Here is an 18,000-nt window from a genome sequence, read left to right on the forward strand (position 1 = left end):
ACGTGCATACGGGACCGGACATAGATAGTAAGCAATAACATAAGTTCAATGAAAAGCTCATTCATTAGCCAAGCCGGCGCCCCCGGTTTTGTGCGCGCCGCCGCGGCGTGCGGCAATCCAGCGGCAAGCCACGGACAAAACTCTAAAAGTATCGTTAGAAACACAATCAGGCAGTATAGCGATTGTTCGGACCGAGCCGCTAGCCAATCGGAGGCGCAGCAACAGTAAATGTGACCAGATGATAGTGCTTTCAAGCAGCTGCACCGGCGCCGGATTTGAGATTCGGTTGATATTGCTGGCAGTAATGTCAGCCATTCTGATCTGGCCGTTTGCGTCGATATCGAGCTGAATCGCGCCGCGCCCTCGACAGTAGCGCAGCATGCCATACGCAGCTGCCGACACGCATAGTGTGGCCAGAGCGGCACGTACCGGCAATAGCAAATTACCAATAACGCCGCTGGCAATAAGAACGCCAACCAGCCCCGCCAGCGCGCATTCCGTCGTCACCAGGGCCAGCAGCAACCTGGACGGCTTGATAACGGTGCTGAGGGCGATTGACATGATGCCTAGCCAGAAGCGAATTTCGAACCGGTCGCCAAGGAAACCGGTTCAAAGCCGTTTTGCAAAAGCTTAGATTTTGCCAAAAACCAAGGTGCCATTCGTACCGCCAAAGCCGAATGAGTTTTTGACCGCGATATCAATCTTCATGTCCCGTGCGGTATTGGCGCAGTAATCAAGATCGCACTCAGGATCCTGATTGAAGATATTGGTGGTTGGCGGCGAAACCTGGTTATACAGAGCCAGCACAGTGAATACCGACTCCAGGCCACCGGCGCCGCCCAACAAATGCCCGGTCATCGACTTGGTGGAGTTCACCACCAGCTTGTAGGCGTGATCGCCGAAAGCCGCCTTGATAGCATCGGTTTCATTCTTGTCGCCCAGCGGCGTCGATGTTCCGTGCGCATTCAGGTACTGCACCTGATCGGCATTGACGCCGGCATCGCGCAAGGCATTGCCGACGCAGCGACGCGGGCCATCCAGGCTTGGCGCCGTCATGTGATAAGCGTCGCCGCTCATGCCGAAGCCGAGCAGTTCCGCATAGATCTTGGCGCCGCGCGCCTTGGCGTGTTCGTATTCTTCGAGCACCAGCACGCCGGCGCCCTCGCCCAACACGAAACCGTCGCGGTCCTTGTCCCAGGGACGCGAGGCGGTGGCAGGATCGTCATTGCGCGCCGACAAGGCGCGCGCCGAGGCAAAGCCGCCGACGCCCAGCGGCGATACGCTGGATTCCGCGCCACCGGCAATCATCACGTCGGCATCGCCGTACTGAATCATGCGGCCGGCTGCACCGATACAATGCAAGCCCGTGGTGCAGGCAGTCACAATCGCCAGATTCGGTCCTTTCAGACCGTATTTGATCGACAGGTTGCCGGAAATCATGTTGATGATCGATGCCGGGATGAAGAACGGACTGATGCGGCGCGGGCCGCGATTGGTCAGTTCGGCGTGTGTTTCTTCGATCAAAGGCAAGCCACCAATGCCGGAGCCGATAATGACGCCTATCCGCTCAGCATTAGCTTCAGTTACTTCCAGGCCACTGTCTTGCATCGCCTGCATTCCCGCCGCCATGCCATAGTGGATAAAAGTATCCATATGCCGTGCTTCTTTGGCCGGAATGTAATCTTCGATATTGAAGCCTTTGACTTCTCCCGCGAAACGCGTGGAAAAGGCAGTGGCGTCAAACTTGGTGATGGTTGCGATACCCGATTTGCCTGAAATAATCGCACTCCACGCATCGGCAATAGTATTGCCGACCGGTGAAATGCAACCCAGGCCGGTTATCACAACGCGGCGTTCACGTGTGCGGCTCAAGCGGTTCTCCTGGATACATGCAAAGCGTGCTTAGGCGGCCTTGACGTGCGCCGTAGCGTAATCGATAGCCTGTTGCACTGTAGTGATCTTTTCAGCTTGCTCGTCAGGGATTTCCATTTCGAACTCATCTTCCAGCGCCATCACCAGCTCAACGGTGTCGAGCGAATCAGCACCCAGATCATTGACAAACGACGATTCGTTCTTGATGTCAGCTTCTGCGACGCCCAGTTGCTCAGCGACGATTTTTTTAACGCGTTGTTCGATATCGGACATGTGATGCCTCCATTAGGTTACAGAAAGTGCGCGCATTTTAGCAGGTTTGCGCATTGAAAATTTACTTTCGACATTAGTCTTTAATATTTAGCAAAACCATGTCAAAAGCTTCTAAATAGGTACTACTTACTTCTAACCCCGGAACAGGCCTTACTCCGGCCTGGCCAAGGATACTAGACAAAAGACCGATTTAGCCCATATACATGCCGCCATTCACGTGCAAGGTAGTGCCCGTGATGTAGCCGGCTTGCGGCGATGCCAGGAAAGCCACGGCCGCGGCGATATCCTCTGCGGCGCCCAAGCGTCCCAGCGGAATCTGCTGCAGCAAGGCGGCTGTTTGCTGCTCGCCCAGCTCCCTGGTCATGTCGGTATCGATAAAGCCCGGTGCGACGCAATTGACCGTGATATTGCGACTGCCGATCTCGCGCGCCAGCGCGCGGCTCATGCCGGCCACGCCAGCCTTGGCTGCAGCATAGTTCATCTGACCCGGATTGCCGGCTGAACCGACCACCGAAGTGATATTGATGATGCGGCCATGCTTGGCCTTTATCATGCCACGCAAGACCGCGCGCGACAAACGCCCGACCGCGGTCAGGTTGGTGGCGATCACGGCATCCCATTCTTCGTCCTTCATGCGCATCGCCAGTTGATCCTGGGTAATACCTGCATTATTGACAAGAATCGACAAGCCGCCGAATTCTTTTTGCGTCAGCTCTACCGCGGCGGCGCAGCCGGCGACGTCATTAACGTTGAGCATGATGCCGCGGCCGTTGCCGGCATGCTCAGCCTGCATGTATTCGGTGATGGCGGCAGCGCCGGCTTCCGACGTCGCGGTGCCGATCACCTTGGCGCCGCGCTTGAGCAATTCCAGTGCGATGGCGCGGCCGATGCCGCGCGAAGCGCCGGTCACCAGGGCGACCTGGCCCGCCAGGTTCTGTACGTCTGTATTTGGTAAAGTCACTTGAATGTCTCCAACATTTTATCCAGCGACGCCTGGTCGACGATGACATCGCCGATCAAGCTGTCATCAATGCGCTTGGTCAAGCCAGCAAGAACCTTGCCCGGACCGCATTCAACCACATGCTTGACGCCTTCGGCAGCAATCTTCTGCACCGTTTCCACCCAGCGCACCGGGCTCGCCGCCTGGCGCACCAGCGCATCCTTGATGGCCTGCGGATCGCTGACGATGGCGACATCGACATTGTTGATCAAGGCGATCTGCGGCGCAGCAAAGTTCAGGTCTTGCATGTATTCGCGCAAACGGTCCGAAGCCGGCTTCAACAGCGAGGAATGAAATGGGGCCGAAACCGGCAATGGCAAGGCGCGTTTTGCACCTTTTTCTTTCGCAATCACACAAGCGCGCTCGATTGCCCCCTTATGACCGGCAATTACCACCTGCGCCGGCGCATTGAAATTCACCGCCTCGACCACCTCGCCCTGCGCCGCCGCCGCACAGACCGCGTGCACATCCTCGTCGGCCAGGCCCAGAATAACGGCCATGCCGCCCTGCCCGACCGGCACCGCCTGCTGCATGGCTTGCGCACGGAAACGCACCAGCGGCACGGCATCCTTGAACGCAATCACGCCAGCCGCCACCAGCGCCGAGTACTCGCCCAGGCTATGTCCAGCCACCAGCGACGGCGCTTTGCCGCCAGCCGCCAGCCAAGCGCGGTAGCAAGCCACCGCCGCCGTCAGCATGACTGGCTGGGTGTTGGTGGTCAAGTCCAGCTCTTCCTTCGGCCCTGCGGCGATCAGCTTGCCCAGGTCGAATTGCAGCGCTTCGGAAGCTTCCGCGACCGTGTCCTTCACTACCGGGTTGTCGGCAAAACCGTTCAACATGCCAACGGCCTGTGAACCCTGGCCCGGGAAAACAAATGCGAATTTATTCATGCCTTACCTGTGGATATCAAATTTATCAAACGCGCGCCGGCGTAGCGCAGCGCGCTGGCAGCAATCTGCTGCCAGATTGCACCTTAAAGCGCTCTATGCGTCTTTACATGCGCGCTAATATTGCGCCCCAGGTAAAGCCGCCGCCGACCCCTTCCATCATGACGTTCTGGCCAGGCTTGACGCGACCGTCGCGCACGGCCTTGTCCAGCGCCAGCGGAATCGATGCGGCCGAGGTATTGCCATGCTGGTCTACCGTCACCACCATACGCTCGTTGTCCAGGCCTAGCTTGCGGGCGGTGCTTTGCATGATGCGGATATTGGCCTGGTGCGGGATCAGCCAATCGATTTCGGACGCTTCCATGCCAGCCATCAGCAAAGCTTCGTTGGCAACCTTTTCCAGCACCGAGACTGCCAGCTTGAATACCGCCTGGCCATCCATGTACAGGAAAGCGCTGCCCTCGACCACGCCGGAACTGACCTTGCCGGGTACGCACAGGATGTCTTTATAGCGGCCGTCGGCATGCAGCTTGGTGGCCAGGATGCCGGGCTCGGCGGAACCGGTCATGACCACGGCGCCGGCGCCGTCGCCGAACAGCACGCAAGTAGTACGGTCTTCAAAATTCAGGATGCGCGAAAAAACTTCGGTGCCGATCACGAGCACATTCTTATGCGCGCCGGACTTGATGAAGGCGTCGGCAATCGATACCGCATAGACGAAACCACTGCATACCGCCTGCACGTCAAACGCTGCGCCGCCATTGGCGATGCCGAGCTTTTGCTGGACCACGCAGGCAGTGCTGGGAAAGCCGCCGAAATAATCAGGGGTCGAAGTGGCGACGATGATCAGGTCGATGTTCTCGGCCTGCATGTGCGCCATCTCCAGCGCCTGTTTGGCGGCCGCTACCGCCAGGTCGCTCGATTGCACATCGGCTTCGGCATAGTGGCGCGCGGCGATGCCGCTGCGCGAAAAAATCCATTCGTGGGACGTTTCAATCCCCTTCTCGGCGAGCTGCGCCGTGAGTTCCTGATTGCTTACCCGCTTCGGTGGCAAATAGCTGCCGGTGCCGACAATTTTGCTATATGTAGTCATGCTGTCTTTTGTTGGGTTGATTCAGTATTGACGATTTCACCGGAGACCTCACCCGCGCCGGCATCGGCAACCTTGGGTGCAGCATCGGCTTGCGGCATCAGCTCCGCAATCGTGGTGGCAATACGAGACAATACATCATATTTGGCTGCGTCGAATGCGCGCTGTATGGCCCACTCGTAGCCATAGGCGTCGGCGCCGCCATGGCTCTTGAAAACCAGCCCGCGCAGGCCGAGCAGGCTGGCGCCGTTGTAACGCGAAGGATTGAGGCGGCGCGAGATGGCCTTGATGGCGCCGCGCGCAATCACCGCGCCCAGCATGTTGAGTGCGCCGCTCTTGAATTCGGTGGTGAGGACGGACTTGACGAAACGCCCCAGGCCTTCCGAGGCCTTGAGCGTGACATTGCCGACGAAGCCGTCACAGACGACGATATCGGTAGTGCCTTCGAAAATATCGTTGCCCTCGACATTGCCGTAGAAATTCAGGATGCCTTTTTCATGATCCGCGCGCAGCAGTTCGGCGGTCTGCTTGACCACTTCATTGCCCTTGATATCTTCCTCGCCGACATTCAGCAGGCCGACCGTCGGCCGCGGCTTGCCTTCCATGGCCGACACCAGGGCCGATCCCATCAGGGCGAACTGGTGCAAGTGCTGCGGTTCGCAATCGACGTTGGCGCCCAGGTCTAGCATATAGGTCGGGCCATCTTTCTGGTTGGGGAGCAGCGTGCAGATTGCCGGGCGGTCGACGCCGTGCAAGGTCTTGAGCAGATAACGGGAAACCGCCATCAGGGCGCCGGTGTTGCCGGCCGAAACGCAGGCCTGCACCTGCTGGTCCTTGACCAGTTGCAGGGCGACGCGCATCGAGGAGTCTTTTTTACGGCGCAAGGCAGTTTCGATGGAGTCGTCCATCGTCACCACTTCGGAGGCATGCACTACCGACAAGCGCGGATGCGCGCCGGCCTTGTGCTTCTTCAGCTGGGCGCGGATTTCATCCTCAAGCCCAACCAGCACCAATTCAGCTTCTGGCTGGCGATTGGCGAACGAAACTGCAGCAGGTACGGTAACCGACGGGCCGTGATCGCCGCCCATGCAGTCAATAGAAATTTTAATTGTCATTGTTTTGATTCAGTGCCTACTCTAACCCCGTCATTATGAGGCAGATTGAGCGCGATTCAAAATGACGCAAGGATTAATTACGTACACGTTACGCATACAAAAACGGCGCTGCTGAGAAAACTCATCGCGCCGCCTTCAACCTGCATCACAAGAACAGAGATTACTCGTCGTTCTTGGTCTTCAACACTTTACGGCCACGGTAAAAGCCGTTCGGGCTGATGTGGTGGCGCAGATGTGTTTCACCAGTCGTTGGCTCGATAGCCAGCGGAGGTGCAACCAGAAAATCGTGAGCACGGTGCATGCCGCGCTTGGATGGGGTCTTCTTATTTTGTTGAACTGCCATGATAACTCCTGCTTTCTTAAGATCTAAAGTTTAACATATCCAACCCTCAGAACAGGGAAAGGCTGGATACTCCTGCCGCGTATGGAATGCGCGGATTTTACTACCTATTGCCACACCTTAGTCACACATCATCAAAATCACACTCTACGACTGTGAAAATCAGCGCGACAAATTTACCGCAATTCGATTCTAATCAGTTGGGGACAGAGGCGCACGGCTAGTGTAATTCGCCACGCTGCGGTGGCTCACAAACTCTGTCCCACATAAAAACATCTTAATTTTTTAGACTTTTAAGCATCGCAAACGGCGATTCTTTTTTACTGGCTTTGAGCCCTTCAAGCGCAGACTGGTCCGGACAGACCGGATGCTTGGGCGAGAGCGGCAAGGCCAGCAAGGCCTCGTCTTCAATCAATTCAATAATATTCAGTGATTTGGTGCCGACGATGACGTCGATCTCGTCATTATCAAGCAGCGCATCGATTTCATCGGCGCTTTCTTCATCTTTTGCCAACACCAGCACGGATTCCGCGTCGATATCGAAGGCAAATGGCGTCAGGCAGCGTTGGCACATGATCTTGATCGCCCCCGTGACCGACATCGTCAGTTGCGGATGCCCCAGGGGATCAGTGCCGCCAACCAGGACCCAGTGCAGCACGCCGGAACGGTCTGCCGACTCATCCGCCAGGCGACTCAGGTCAGCCACGGCGATGTCGCCTTCACGGCGCTCTTTATGGCGCGAATACTCAAAGGCGTCGATGACAAAAGCACTCATAGTCAAGCTGAACCCGGAAAACCTGCGATAATAACAGCCTTTTCCTTTATCCGTCAAAGTGTTAGCGCATTTTCCGCCTTTTATCGCCAGGCATGTGCCCAAATGACGGAAATCATGGCCTCTTTACAACAGACCACCGGATGACTGAACCTGTTATGTTACCACCCCTGCCGCGCCTGATCCTGGGCTCCAGCTCGAAATACCGCAAAGAATTGCTTTCCCGGCTGCACATCCCGTTCGAAGTCATGGCGCCAGCCATCGATGAAACCGCCCGCACCGGCGAAACCCCGCAAGCCACCGCCCTGCGCCTGGCGCTGGAAAAAGCCCGCGCCGTCGCGCTGGCGGCTCCCGACGCACTGGTGATCGGCTCGGACCAGGTCGCCACCCTGGACGGCGAGCAGATCGGCAAGCCTGGAGATCATGTCAATGCGCTGAAACAACTGCAAAAGATGCGCGGCCGCCGCGTCATCTTTCATACCGCCCTGTGCCTGTGGGATGGCCGTGCAGCACAGCCGGAACAAACGGCACAGATCGAAAACATCCAGACCTTCGTCACCTTCCGCGACCTGCCCGACGCCGAGCTGGACGCCTACTTGCGTATCGAGCAACCTTACGATTGCGCAGGGAGCGCAAAAAATGAAGGCCTGGGCATCGCCATCCTGGAAAAAATCGAAAGCACCGATCCGACCGCCCTGACCGGATTGCCATTGATCGCCCTGACCAGTATGCTACGGCGTGCCGCCTTTCCGTTTTTCACAAAGAACTAGAACACAACATGCCAGGCACCTTGTACTTGATTCCCAATACCCTCGGTCTAAGCGATGCCACGCCGACACAGCAGCTGGCCGCCGTCATTCCAGCCGAAGTTCAGGCGCTGACCGCCAGCCTCGCCTATTTCATTGCCGAAAACGCAAAGACTACCCGCGCATTCCTGAAGCTGGTCGATGCCGTCCAGCCGCTGGCCAGGCCGCTGCAGGAAATCCAGATCGCCGAACTCAACGTGAATACCGCCAGCGCTGCCTTGCCGGCCTTGCTTGCGCCTATCCTGGCAGGCCAGGATGCTGGCTTGATTTCGGAAGCCGGCGTGCCGGCGGTAGCCGATCCCGGCGCCAACCTGGTGCGGCTGGCGCATGCGCACAACATCCAGGTGCGGCCGCTGGTCGGTCCTTCGTCCCTGCTGCTGGCGGTCATGGGCAGCGGCCTCAACGGCCAGAGCTTTGCCTTCAACGGCTACCTGCCGACCGATGCCGAGCAGCGCGGCAAGCGCATCAAAGCGCTAGAGCTGCGTTCGCGCCAGGATCAACAAACCCAGCTGTTCATTGAAACACCCTATCGCAACGGCGCCTTCCTGGAAGCGCTGGCCAACAGTTGCCAGGCCGGCACGCTGATTTGCGTCGCCACCGACCTGACCCTGCCCAGCGAAACCATCCGGACGCAGACCGCAGCCAAATGGAAGAGCGCGCTGGCGGCCGGCAAGCATCCTGATTTCCACAAGAAGCCGACCGTGTTTTTATTTTTGGCGCAGTAATTTTCAGGCAGGCACACGGGAAAACCGGGGCACGCTTTCCAACTGATCGGCACACAATTTTTTGCAGTAGCGAAGACGGTGCTCCAAATGCAAAACGGCAACGGTATTGCGCCGTCGCCGTTTTTGCTAGTCTCGAAAGACAGGGGTTGAGAAGTCGAAAACTTCTCGGTGCCGCATCAATGATGCGGTGGTTTGTCCGGTAATCAACAACGATTCCAAAGCAAGGGGTTGTATTGCCGCTGGAATGATTCTTTGCTACCGAAACAATTGCAACTGAGTGGCCAACGAGTTTGCTGTTTCTATATTCGCCTCCTCCGTTCGCTATTCCTTTGGTCCCTTCAATATACGCCAGGAACGCCAAGATACAAGGCGAATTACGGTAATACGGTATTACCTTATAACGCTTTCAACATTCGTTGTTTTATAAAAAACCCGCCGGCGATTTCTCGCGAACGGGCTCGTTAAATAAAATCCAACGCGAAAATTCAATGCGAAAAAATCATTGCAGAAAACTCAACGCAGGCTAGGCTGCACCTGGTTCGCCAGCGACTGCACCACGCCGGCGCCCATCGCCACGCCAAATTTTTTCAACACGCGTTCAGGCAAACCTTCGCTCTTGGTGTAATCGACAATATCTTCCTGCTTCAAGACATCGCGCGCCACGCTGTCGACCGTGCCGTAACCGTCCGCCAGGCCCATGTCGATTGCCTTGGAGCCGCTCCAGAACAGGCCGGAAAAGGTTTCCGGCGTTTCCTTCAGACGCGCGCCGCGGCCCTTGCGGACAACGTCGATGAACTGCTGATGAATCTCCGCCAGCATGGTTTGCGCATAACCTTTTTGCGTCGTGCTCATCGGGCTGAACGGATCGAGGAAGCCCTTGTTCTCGCCTGCAGTCAGCAGGCGCCGCTCGACGCCGACCTTGTCCATCAAGCCGGTAAAGCCGAAGCCATCCATCAGCACGCCGATCGAGCCGACGATGCTGGCCTTGTTGACATAGATCTTGTCGGCCGCGGCAGCGATGTAGTAGCCGCCGGAAGCGCACATCTCGTCGACCACCACATACAAGGGCTTGTTCGGATACTCCTTGCGCAAGCGGGTGATTTCATCATTGATGATGCCGGCCTGCACCGGGCTGCCGCCAGGACTGTTGATGCGCAAGATCACGCCGACCGAATCATCGGCGGCGAAAGCATTGTCGAGCGCCGGCACCACCACGCCGGCGGAGCCGTTGCCTTCCGATTCGATGGCGCCGTTGATCTTCACCAGCGCAGTATGGGCGCCGACGGTTTGCGTATCCGAGCCTTCGTAATTGATGCCCAGCCAAAAGGCAAAGCCGATCACACCCAGGACCGCCAGCTTGAAGAAGATGCCCCAGCGACGGCGGGCGCGCTGCTCGCGCAACGAGGCAAACGCCAGCTTTTCCAGCAGCTCGCGTTCCCAGCCTTCTTTTTTTGCCGGCAGCGCGGACTCAACATTATCAAATTCGTTATTGCTCATGGTGCTCACTCACGTCGATTATCAGGGATCGTTCAATATGCGCAGGTCGCCAGGCCAGATCAGGCTAGCGCCGGCCGCACATATTCATCAGGGATCCAGAACACCTGATCATTGCTTTCTTCAACTAAAATCTTGTGCAGGCGTCCGCCGCGGCAGGGGCCGCCGGCGCAGCGGCCGGTTTCCGGCTCATACACTGCGCCGTGGGTGGCGCACATCAAGTACAGACCGCTGGATTCGAAGAAATCGCCTTCGTTCCAGTCCAGCTCCATCGCCACGTGAGCGCAACGGTTCAGGTAGGCATGCACGACATTGTCATAGCGGACGGCAAACGCCACCGCATCGTCGCCCCATGCGGTCACCGGAAAACGCACGCCCTTGCCGCGCTCCACCAGGGCGGCGGAAGCGCAGATGGGAATGCGCAGACTATTTACGGTTTGTTCAGACATCGCTTGGCACTCTCGTTGGCAACCTGCATCCGTTTTAAATTCAGGCGTTATTGATCAGCCAGTCGTGCAGCTGCGGCGTCGACGTCGCGCTGAACAGCGGCTTCAGCGCATTCAGTTCATGCGCCGGATGAGCGCCGTACTGTACCGCGATACCGGCGGCGCCGGCATTGATCGCCATCTGCAGATCATGCGTGGTGTCGCCGATCATCACCGTCCGCTTCAGATCCTGGCCCAGCTCGCGCGTCAGTTCCTGCAGCATGGCAGGATGCGGCTTGGAGAAGGTTTCGTCGGCGCAGCGAGTAGCATCGAACACCGACAGCAGCTTGGTTTCGTGCAAGGCGCGGTTCAGCCCGACCCGGCTCTTGCCGGTGGCGATCGCCAGGAAATAACCTTGCTGCGACAGATCGGCCAGCATTTCGCGGACGCCGTCGAACAGGGTCAGGTCCTGGTCCTGCGCCAGATAATGATAACGATAGCGCTCCACCACACGCGGATACTGGCTGGCGTCCAGACCCGGCATCGCGACCTGCATTGCTTCGCCCAGGCCGAGTCCGATCACATGCGAAGCCGCCTTGTTGTCCGGAATCGGCAAGCCCAAGTCCCTGGCCGCAGCCTGGATACATTTCACGATGATGGCGGTGCTGTCCATCAAGGTGCCATCCCAATCAAATACGATTAAGTCAAAATTCTTTCTTGCCATATTGCCCGGCAATCGCTTGCCAGCTCCTGTTCATGGGTTTTGCCTGCCGGCCGACAATGCGCAATCGGCGATCGGCAAACCAATAGATAGATAAATACTAACTGATATTCTAATCGCCCGTGATGCGTGATGGTGCCGGAGCAACATTCGATGTATTTTCCTGAGGCAAACTTTTCAGGAATTTTTCACATTCCGGCGGCAACGGCGCCTTCAAGGTCACCGGCTTGCCGGTCTCGGGATGGGCAAAGGTAATCTGATAGGCATGCAAAAACATCCGCTTCAGGGCAATGCGCTGGCCATCCGCCTTCTGCAAGGCGCGATTCAGCGCAAAATCGCCATACTTGTCGTCGCCGGCGATGGCAAAACCGCTGGAGGACAGATGGACCCGGATCTGGTGCGTGCGCCCGGTCTTCAATTCCGCTTCCAGCAAGGCATAGTCGCCGTAGCGGCGAATCAGGTTGAAGATGGTGTGCGATGCCTGGCCGTCGGCCTGCACCCGCACCCGGCGTTCGCCATCGGCCGCCGTATATTTATGCAGGGCCAATTTAATATGCTGACGTTCGTTCTGCCAATCGCCGTGCACCAATACCAGGTATCGCTTGTCGGTATCGCCGTCGCGCATCTGTTCGTGCAGATTGGTCAGCGCCGAACGTTTCTTTGCCAACAACAAAATCCCGGAGGTATCGCGATCCAGCCGGTGCACCAGTTCCAGGAACTTGGCTTGCGGACGCGCCGCCCGCAGTTGCTCGATGACGCCGTAGCTGACGCCGGATCCGCCATGCACCGCAACTCCGGCCGGCTTGTCGATCACCAGCATATGATTATCTTCAAGCAATATCTTGAATTCGGCGCCCGGCACGACCTGCTCTTGTTTTTCAGCAATACGGATCGGCGGCACCCGGATCACATCGCCTTCCAGCAAACGATAGGTCTGGTCGATACGGCCTTTATTGACCCTTACCTCGCCCGAACGCAGCACGCGGTAAATATGGCTTTTGGGCACACCTTTGCAAATACGCAACAAAAAATTGTCGATCCGTTGACCGGCATCCTCTTCGCCTATGGTCAGCAGTTGAACTTGCAGCGGGGCCGGAGGCGGCTTCACCTCTTGCTCCACGGCTACTTTGGGCTCAGCCTTGTGCTTGGCCGCGGCTTGCATCCGCGGCTCCGGGCGAGACTTGACTCGCCCTCCAGAAAATCTCGCTAAGTCCTTCATTTTGAATATATAATTGTTGCGCGACTGTTCAGAAACAGTTGCTGGTGTAAGAATAAAAAGACCATTCTACACAGGGGCGTCCCCATCAGCCTCGCCAATTTGCAAATTTGATGGGAAATGTGTACGCATCACCCCTGCGCGAGTCAAGGTCGCACCGTTGTTGTCATCGGATAGCGCGCACGGATGCTGAACAAGAATGTCTGGATGATTAGGATAAAGTCCGGCGAGCCCGATGCGATTCAGTCGCGACGAGCTCGCCGGTTGATGTAGTGCTTATAAACAAGTCGATTAACTTTACTGAAACCAATGCTTCATTTGGCTCTATCAAGCTGCTCACCGCCCGGCGTCATGCTCGCGATCCGCGAACTGCAAGACGCTGTACTGGTGCACGCTGGTAGTTTTCAGTAAGAGGCATCTGAAAACCGTCGCGAGCGGTTCAAGGTCTGGTAGAGAAGCGCAGCTGTACGAAAGTACAGCGAGCATCGCAGACCAGAGATTGAAACGCGCAGCAGGTTTGCAGAAACCTCGTCCGACAGCACTGTATCCGCGCCTGTGCACCGCGCCCTGCTTCCTAGCAGATAAGGCGCTGGCACACTAAGGCAATTCTCTCCCCCCAGACACTCCGTTCTCGCGTACATCCCTGTACTTTTTGGCGCTGACAGAATGCTGAAGAACAGCATCATTAAGCGCCATTGAATTGACCCAAGGGTCACGGAGCGAAAAAATGAAACGCATGTTGTTTAATGCTACGCAGCAGGAAGAACTGCGCGTGGCTATTGTTGACGGGCAAAAGCTCATCGACATCGATATCGAAACCACCGGACGCGAACAACGCAAGTCCAATATCTACAAAGGTGTGATTACCCGTATCGAGCCGTCGCTGGAAGCCTGCTTCGTCAACTACGGTGAAGAGCGTCATGGCTTCTTGCCGTTCAAGGAAGTCGCCCGCACCTACTTCAAGGAAGGCGTCGACGTCCGCACCGCATCGATCAAGGACGCCCTGCGCGAAGGCCAGGAAATCATGGTCCAGGTCGAAAAGGAAGAGCGCGGCAACAAGGGCGCAGCCCTGACCTCCTTCGTCTCGCTGGCCGGCCGTTACCTGGTCCTGATGCCGAACAATCCGCGCGGCGGCGGCGTATCGCGCCGGGTCGAAGGCGAAGATCGCCAGGAACTGCGCGAAACCATGGATCAGCTGGACCTGCCTAGCGGCATGTCGGTGATCGCCCGTACTGCCGGCATCGGCCGTAACGTTGACGAACTGCAATGGGATTTGAACTACCTGATGCAACTCTGGCGCGCCATCGAAGGCGCCGGCACGCAAGGCAAGGGCGCCTTCCTGATTTACCAGGAATCGTCGCTGGTGATCCGCGCGATCCGCGACTATTTCCAGCCGGACATCGGCGAAATCCTGATCGACACCGACGAAATCCACGACCAGGCCCAGCAGTTCATGGCCCACGTCATGCCTGACATGGTGCACCGCGTTAAGCGCTACCGCGACGACGTGCCGCTGTTCTCCCGCTTCCAGATCGAACATCAGATCGAAACCGCGTATTCGCGCACCGTGCCCCTGCCATCCGGCGGCGCCATCGTGATCGACCATACCGAAGCCCTGGTGTCGGTGGACGTCAACTCGGCGCGTGCGACCCGCGGCGGCGACATCGAAACCACCGCATTCAACACCAATTGCGAAGCAGCGGAAGAAGTTGCGCGCCAATTGCGTTTGCGCGACCTCGGCGGTTTGATCGTGATCGACTTCATCGACATGGAGAACTCCAAGAACCAGCGCGAAGTCGAAACCCGCCTGAAAGACGCCCTGCGCTACGATCGCGCCCGCGTCCAGATGGGCAAGATCTCGCGCTTCGGCCTGATGGAACTGTCGCGCCAGCGCCTGCGTCCGTCGCTGTCGGAAGGCAGCCACGTGACTTGCCCGCGCTGCAACGGCACCGGCCACATCCGCGATACCGAATCGTCCGCTTTGCAAGTCCTGCGCATCATCCAGGAAGAAGCGATGAAAGAAAACTCGGCGGCGATCCACGTCCAGGCGCCAGTCGACGTCGCCGCCTTCCTGCTGAACGAGAAGCGCGGCGAGATCCTGAAGATCGAAACGCGTCACCGGGTCAGCATCATCCTGATCCCGAACAAGCATCTGGAAACCCCGCACTACAAGCTGGAACGCCTGAAGCACGACGATCCGCGCCTGGAAGAAACCCAGGCCAGCTATGCGATGGCAGAGCAAGCCGATACCGATATCGGTTACAACAAAACCCAGAAAGAAGAAGGCAAGCCGCGTCAGGAAGCCGTGGTCAAGGGCATCACGCCGGACCAGCCGGCCCCTATCGTCGAGCGCAAACCGGTGGAAGCACAACCAGTCGCAGCAGCGGCTCCGGCAGAAACCGGCTTCCTCGGCAAGATCTTCGGCTTCTTCTTCAGCAAGCCGGCAGCGCCAGTTGCTGCACCTGCCGCAACGACCGAAACCAAGAGCGCGCAGCAGCGCGACCGTAACGATCGCGGCGACCGCAACAACCGTGGCCAGCGCGGCCGCAACCGTGGCGGCCGCAACCGCGACGGTAGCGAAACGCGTGAAGACAGCGCCAAGAAGCCGGTAGTGACCGAGACTGCTGAAGCCAAGACCCAGCAAGCCCGTCCGCCACGTCCGCCACGCGAACCGCGGGAGCCAAGGGAACAGCGCGAAGCCAACGAAAGCAAGGCCGATACCCGCAGCACCGAAGGCCGCGAAGGCAAGCGCGAACGCAGCGAACGCCCACCGCGTCCGCCACGCGAAGAGCGCAAGGAAAACCTGAGCGAAGTCAAAGTCGATGAAACCTTGCTCAAGGGCGGCGTAGTTGCTGCCGCCGGCGCCGGTTTGGCTGTGGCCGCCGTTGCCGAAAGCGGCGACGCAGTCCAGCTCGATAGCGGCCGCGTCGAAACCAAGGCAGAAGGTGACGAAGAACCGCGTCGCCGTCGCCGCCGCGGTGGCCGTAACCGTAATCGCCGTGATCGTGACGCAAGCGATGCTACCGAAGGCAGCGATGACATGGAAGCCGGCGAAAGCGGCGTAGCTGACGAAGTTGCGGCAGCCGATGCAGCTCCGGCAGTCGCTCCCGCAGTCGTTCCCGTCACTGCTCATGAAGCCGAACCTGTCGCCGTGCAGCCTGTTGCCGCACCGGCACAAGAGGTCGATAGCCATGTGCCGATGATGGCATCTTCGGTACCTGTCTCGCAAGAAGTTGCAACTCCGGCCCAGCCAGAGACGTTCGCACCGACAGCCCTGTCGAATGCGATCGCAGCACCGCTGGTGCCGCAGGAAGTTGCCGCAGTGACGGAAGTCGTCCCGGCAGCAGCCATCGAAGAAGCACCGGCGTCCGCGCCAGTGTGGATTCCGGTTGCTCCTGCGCCAACGGTCGCCGAGCCTGAAGCAGTCGTGGCAGCGCCGGTAGCAGCCGATCCGGTAGTCGAACCGCTGTTGACGACAGTGGCAGCGCCAGCCGCGGTTGAACACGTCGTCGCACAGGTAGAAGCGCCGGCCCCGGTCGTCGTTGAGCCGGCCCCGGTTGTGCTTGCACCAGCACCGGCAGCAGTTGCGCCAGCACCGGTAGAAGCAGCACCAGCTGAAGTCAAGGTCGCGGTCTCGAGCTCCTCGCCAAAGGTGGAAGACCTGCAAACTGTCCTGGCGGCAGCAGGCCTGACACTGGCAGCAACCGATCCGAGCAAGCTGCGCGCAGCCCAGGAAGCCAACGCCAGCATCGTCGCCGCGCCACGCGTACCGCGTGAACGCAAGCCGGCGCCGGTCCAGGTCAGCGAACCGCTGGTGCAGATCGAAACCCAGCGCTCGCAGTCCTAAGCCAACCTGCGCCGCCGGCAACATGGCGGCGTAGCAAGATAACAAGACAACAAAGGGAGTCCCAGACTCCCTTTGTCACGTCTGGCGCCAGCGCCATAGGCTGTATCTGCAGCCTGCTAGAGCCAAAAACCGATGACCATGGTATCTTGTAGAAGTTACCACCTAGTATAGAAATAGAAGCAGCAGATTTTGCATACCTTCCAAGAAACACATCATGACTAAGAAAGTCATCCCGCTGATCGACAGCCGCCGCAGTTCCCTGCCGCCGCCCCTGTCCTTGCCCTCCATACTTGAAACGCCCGACGGCCTGATCGCGGATGAACTGGGGCGGCCGCTGCACGATCTGCGCATCTCGGTGACCGACCGCTGCAACTTCCGTTGCGTGTATTGCATGCCGCGCGCGGTGTTTGACAAGGACTATGCATTTTTGCCGCATACCGCCCTGCTGTCGTTCGAGGAAATCACGCGCCTGGCCAGCCTGTTTGTCGCCCACGGCGTGCACAAGATCCGCCTGACCGGCGGCGAGCCGCTGCTGCGCAAGCACATCGAAAAGCTGATCGCCATGCTGAGCGCGCTGAAGACGCCGGACGGCAAGGAACTCGACCTGACCCTGACCACCAACGGTTCGCTGCTGGCGAAGAAGGCGCAGGCGCTGAAAGACGCCGGCCTCAAGCGCGTCACGGTATCGCTGGACGCCTTGGATGAAGAGATTTTCAAACGCATGAACGACGCCGACTTCCCGGTGGCCGACGTGCTGCACGGCCTGGACGTGGCGCACCAGGTCGGGCTCGGCCCGATCAAGGTCAACATGGTGGTCAAGCGCGGCGTCAACGAGCAGGAAATCCTGCCGATGGCGCGCCACTTCAAGAACACCCCGTACATCCTGCGTTTTATCGAATACATGGATGTCGGCGCTTCCAACGGCTGGAAAATGGATGAAGTCGTATCCTCCGCCGAAGTAGCGCAGCTGATCCAGAGCGAATTGCCGATGCAGCCGCTCGCCGCCAACTACCTCGGCGAAACGGCGCAGCGCTGGCGCTATGCCGATGGCAGCGGCGAAATCGGCTTGATTTCCAGCGTCACCCAGGCCTTTTGCCACGACTGCTCGCGGGCGCGCCTGTCGACCGAAGGCAAGCTGTACACCTGCCTGTTCGCCAGCGCCGGTCACGATCTGCGCGCCCTGCTACGCAGCGAATGCAGCGACCGCGAAATCTCCAGCGTGATCGGCCAGCTATGGCGCGCGCGCGACGACCGCTATTCCGAGCAGCGCACGCAGAATACCGAAGGGTTGGCGCCTGCCCGCAAGAAAGTGGAAATGTCGTATATCGGCGGCTGAACGGAACCTGCGCCGTGCAAACCCATGCCCACCCCGACCTTCGCAGCCTGACTACCGGCCTGATACTGGCCGGCGGCCGTG

Annotated in this window: 17 protein-coding genes; 4 read left to right on the forward strand and 13 right to left on the reverse strand. The window is 58.5% G+C overall.

Annotation, left to right across the window (positions count from 1 at the left end; all coding sequences use genetic code 11):
* Positions 1 to 57: 57 nt before the first annotated feature.
* The 9 genes from AC07V8_RS19845 to AC07V8_RS19885 form a co-directional block, all read right to left on the reverse strand.
* A complete protein-coding gene (locus tag AC07V8_RS19845; protein ID WP_494679427.1) occupies positions 58 to 561 on the reverse strand; it encodes a protein YgfX in 504 nt (167 codons plus the stop codon).
* Between the two features lie 69 nt (positions 562 to 630).
* Entirely contained in the window at positions 631 to 1,872 is a 1,242-nt protein-coding gene (gene fabF, locus AC07V8_RS19850; RefSeq protein ID WP_494679428.1) for a beta-ketoacyl-ACP synthase II, read from the reverse strand.
* A 30-nt stretch (positions 1,873 to 1,902) separates the two neighbouring features.
* Positions 1,903 to 2,145 (reverse strand): acyl carrier protein, encoded by a 243-nt coding sequence (gene acpP, locus AC07V8_RS19855; RefSeq protein ID WP_211442042.1) that lies wholly within the window; start codon positions 2,143 to 2,145, stop codon positions 1,903 to 1,905.
* Between the two features lie 190 nt (positions 2,146 to 2,335).
* On the reverse strand, positions 2,336 to 3,106 hold the full coding sequence (gene fabG / locus AC07V8_RS19860; RefSeq protein WP_494679429.1) for a 3-oxoacyl-ACP reductase FabG: 771 nt from the start codon (positions 3,104 to 3,106) through the stop codon (positions 2,336 to 2,338).
* Complete coding sequence (fabD, locus tag AC07V8_RS19865; RefSeq protein ID WP_494679430.1) at positions 3,103 to 4,035, reverse strand: ACP S-malonyltransferase; 933 nt, start codon at positions 4,033 to 4,035, stop codon at positions 3,103 to 3,105. Before fabD ends, fabG begins: the two co-directional genes overlap by 4 nt.
* A 103-nt stretch (positions 4,036 to 4,138) precedes the next feature.
* Complete coding sequence (locus AC07V8_RS19870) at positions 4,139 to 5,125, reverse strand: beta-ketoacyl-ACP synthase III (protein ID WP_494679431.1); 987 nt, start codon at positions 5,123 to 5,125, stop codon at positions 4,139 to 4,141.
* The gene (gene plsX / locus AC07V8_RS19875; protein WP_494679432.1) at positions 5,122 to 6,237 is read right to left on the reverse strand and encodes a phosphate acyltransferase PlsX; all 1,116 of its coding nucleotides are present in this window, start codon (positions 6,235 to 6,237) and stop codon (positions 5,122 to 5,124) included. Before plsX ends, AC07V8_RS19870 begins: the two co-directional genes overlap by 4 nt.
* Positions 6,238 to 6,397: 160 nt before the next feature.
* Positions 6,398 to 6,580 carry a 50S ribosomal protein L32 gene (gene rpmF / locus AC07V8_RS19880; RefSeq protein WP_014006864.1) on the reverse strand — a complete coding sequence of 61 codons (183 nt, stop codon included), beginning with the start codon at positions 6,578 to 6,580 and terminating at the stop codon, positions 6,398 to 6,400.
* A gap of 274 nt (positions 6,581 to 6,854) precedes the next feature.
* Positions 6,855 to 7,352, reverse strand: a complete 498-nt coding sequence (locus AC07V8_RS19885) for a YceD family protein (protein ID WP_494679433.1) — start codon at positions 7,350 to 7,352, stop codon at positions 6,855 to 6,857.
* Positions 7,353 to 7,507: 155 nt separating this feature from the next.
* On the opposite strand from AC07V8_RS19885, the gene AC07V8_RS19890 reads away from it, so the two are divergent.
* Together AC07V8_RS19890 and AC07V8_RS19895 are read left to right on the forward strand one after the other, a co-directional pair.
* Positions 7,508 to 8,119, forward strand: coding sequence for a Maf-like protein (locus tag AC07V8_RS19890; protein WP_494679434.1), 612 nt, complete (start codon positions 7,508 to 7,510; stop codon positions 8,117 to 8,119).
* An 8-nt stretch (positions 8,120 to 8,127) separates the two neighbouring features.
* Entirely contained in the window at positions 8,128 to 8,880 is a 753-nt protein-coding gene (locus AC07V8_RS19895; protein WP_494679435.1) for an SAM-dependent methyltransferase, read from the forward strand.
* A gap of 513 nt (positions 8,881 to 9,393) precedes the next feature.
* Here AC07V8_RS19895 and AC07V8_RS19900 read toward each other — a convergent pair.
* From AC07V8_RS19900 to AC07V8_RS19915, 4 genes are all read right to left on the reverse strand, one after another.
* Positions 9,394 to 10,377: a S49 family peptidase gene (locus AC07V8_RS19900; RefSeq protein ID WP_494679436.1), complete on the reverse strand. Its 984-nt coding sequence runs from the start codon at positions 10,375 to 10,377 to the stop codon at positions 9,394 to 9,396.
* Positions 10,378 to 10,436: 59 nt separating this feature from the next.
* Positions 10,437 to 10,823, reverse strand: a complete 387-nt coding sequence (locus AC07V8_RS19905) for a Rieske (2Fe-2S) protein (RefSeq protein WP_494679437.1) — start codon at positions 10,821 to 10,823, stop codon at positions 10,437 to 10,439.
* A gap of 40 nt (positions 10,824 to 10,863) precedes the next feature.
* On the reverse strand, positions 10,864 to 11,523 hold the full coding sequence (locus tag AC07V8_RS19910) for an HAD-IIIA family hydrolase (protein WP_098497593.1): 660 nt from the start codon (positions 11,521 to 11,523) through the stop codon (positions 10,864 to 10,866).
* Positions 11,524 to 11,632: 109 nt separating this feature from the next.
* Positions 11,633 to 12,739, reverse strand: a complete 1,107-nt coding sequence (locus AC07V8_RS19915; RefSeq protein WP_494679438.1) for an RluA family pseudouridine synthase — start codon at positions 12,737 to 12,739, stop codon at positions 11,633 to 11,635.
* 724 nt (positions 12,740 to 13,463) lie between these two features.
* On the opposite strand from AC07V8_RS19915, the gene AC07V8_RS19920 reads away from it, so the two are divergent.
* Complete coding sequence (locus AC07V8_RS19920; RefSeq protein ID WP_494679439.1) at positions 13,464 to 16,583, forward strand: Rne/Rng family ribonuclease; 3,120 nt, start codon at positions 13,464 to 13,466, stop codon at positions 16,581 to 16,583.
* 214 nt (positions 16,584 to 16,797) lie between these two features.
* The gene (gene moaA, locus AC07V8_RS19925; protein ID WP_494679440.1) at positions 16,798 to 17,919 is read left to right on the forward strand and encodes a GTP 3',8-cyclase MoaA; all 1,122 of its coding nucleotides are present in this window, start codon (positions 16,798 to 16,800) and stop codon (positions 17,917 to 17,919) included.
* Positions 17,920 to 18,000 lie beyond the last annotated feature (81 nt).

The organism is Collimonas sp. GW821-FHT02H07 (assembly GCF_059421505.1).

What these genes read in the sequence shown, in the direction of transcription:
- AC07V8_RS19870 (WP_494679431.1), bottom strand. Translation starts at nt 5,125, where the DNA reads ATGACTACATATAGCAAAATTGTCGGCACCGGCAGCTATTTGCCACCG.
- AC07V8_RS19905 (WP_494679437.1), bottom strand. Translation starts at nt 10,823, where the DNA reads ATGTCTGAACAAACCGTAAATAGTCTGCGCATTCCCATCTGCGCTTCC.
- rpmF (WP_014006864.1), bottom strand. Translation starts at nt 6,580, where the DNA reads ATGGCAGTTCAACAAAATAAGAAGACCCCATCCAAGCGCGGCATGCAC.
- AC07V8_RS19920 (WP_494679439.1), top strand. Translation starts at nt 13,464, where the DNA reads ATGAAACGCATGTTGTTTAATGCTACGCAGCAGGAAGAACTGCGCGTG.
- AC07V8_RS19900 (WP_494679436.1), bottom strand. Translation starts at nt 10,377, where the DNA reads ATGAGCAATAACGAATTTGATAATGTTGAGTCCGCGCTGCCGGCAAAA.
- fabD (WP_494679430.1), bottom strand. Translation starts at nt 4,035, where the DNA reads ATGAATAAATTCGCATTTGTTTTCCCGGGCCAGGGTTCACAGGCCGTT.
- AC07V8_RS19915 (WP_494679438.1), bottom strand. Translation starts at nt 12,739, where the DNA reads ATGAAGGACTTAGCGAGATTTTCTGGAGGGCGAGTCAAGTCTCGCCCG.
- AC07V8_RS19895 (WP_494679435.1), top strand. Translation starts at nt 8,128, where the DNA reads ATGCCAGGCACCTTGTACTTGATTCCCAATACCCTCGGTCTAAGCGAT.
- AC07V8_RS19885 (WP_494679433.1), bottom strand. Translation starts at nt 7,352, where the DNA reads ATGAGTGCTTTTGTCATCGACGCCTTTGAGTATTCGCGCCATAAAGAG.
- AC07V8_RS19910 (WP_098497593.1), bottom strand. Translation starts at nt 11,523, where the DNA reads ATGGCAAGAAAGAATTTTGACTTAATCGTATTTGATTGGGATGGCACC.
- AC07V8_RS19845 (WP_494679427.1), bottom strand. Translation starts at nt 561, where the DNA reads ATGTCAATCGCCCTCAGCACCGTTATCAAGCCGTCCAGGTTGCTGCTG.
- AC07V8_RS19890 (WP_494679434.1), top strand. Translation starts at nt 7,508, where the DNA reads ATGTTACCACCCCTGCCGCGCCTGATCCTGGGCTCCAGCTCGAAATAC.
- moaA (WP_494679440.1), top strand. Translation starts at nt 16,798, where the DNA reads ATGACTAAGAAAGTCATCCCGCTGATCGACAGCCGCCGCAGTTCCCTG.
- acpP (WP_211442042.1), bottom strand. Translation starts at nt 2,145, where the DNA reads ATGTCCGATATCGAACAACGCGTTAAAAAAATCGTCGCTGAGCAACTG.
- plsX (WP_494679432.1), bottom strand. Translation starts at nt 6,237, where the DNA reads ATGACAATTAAAATTTCTATTGACTGCATGGGCGGCGATCACGGCCCG.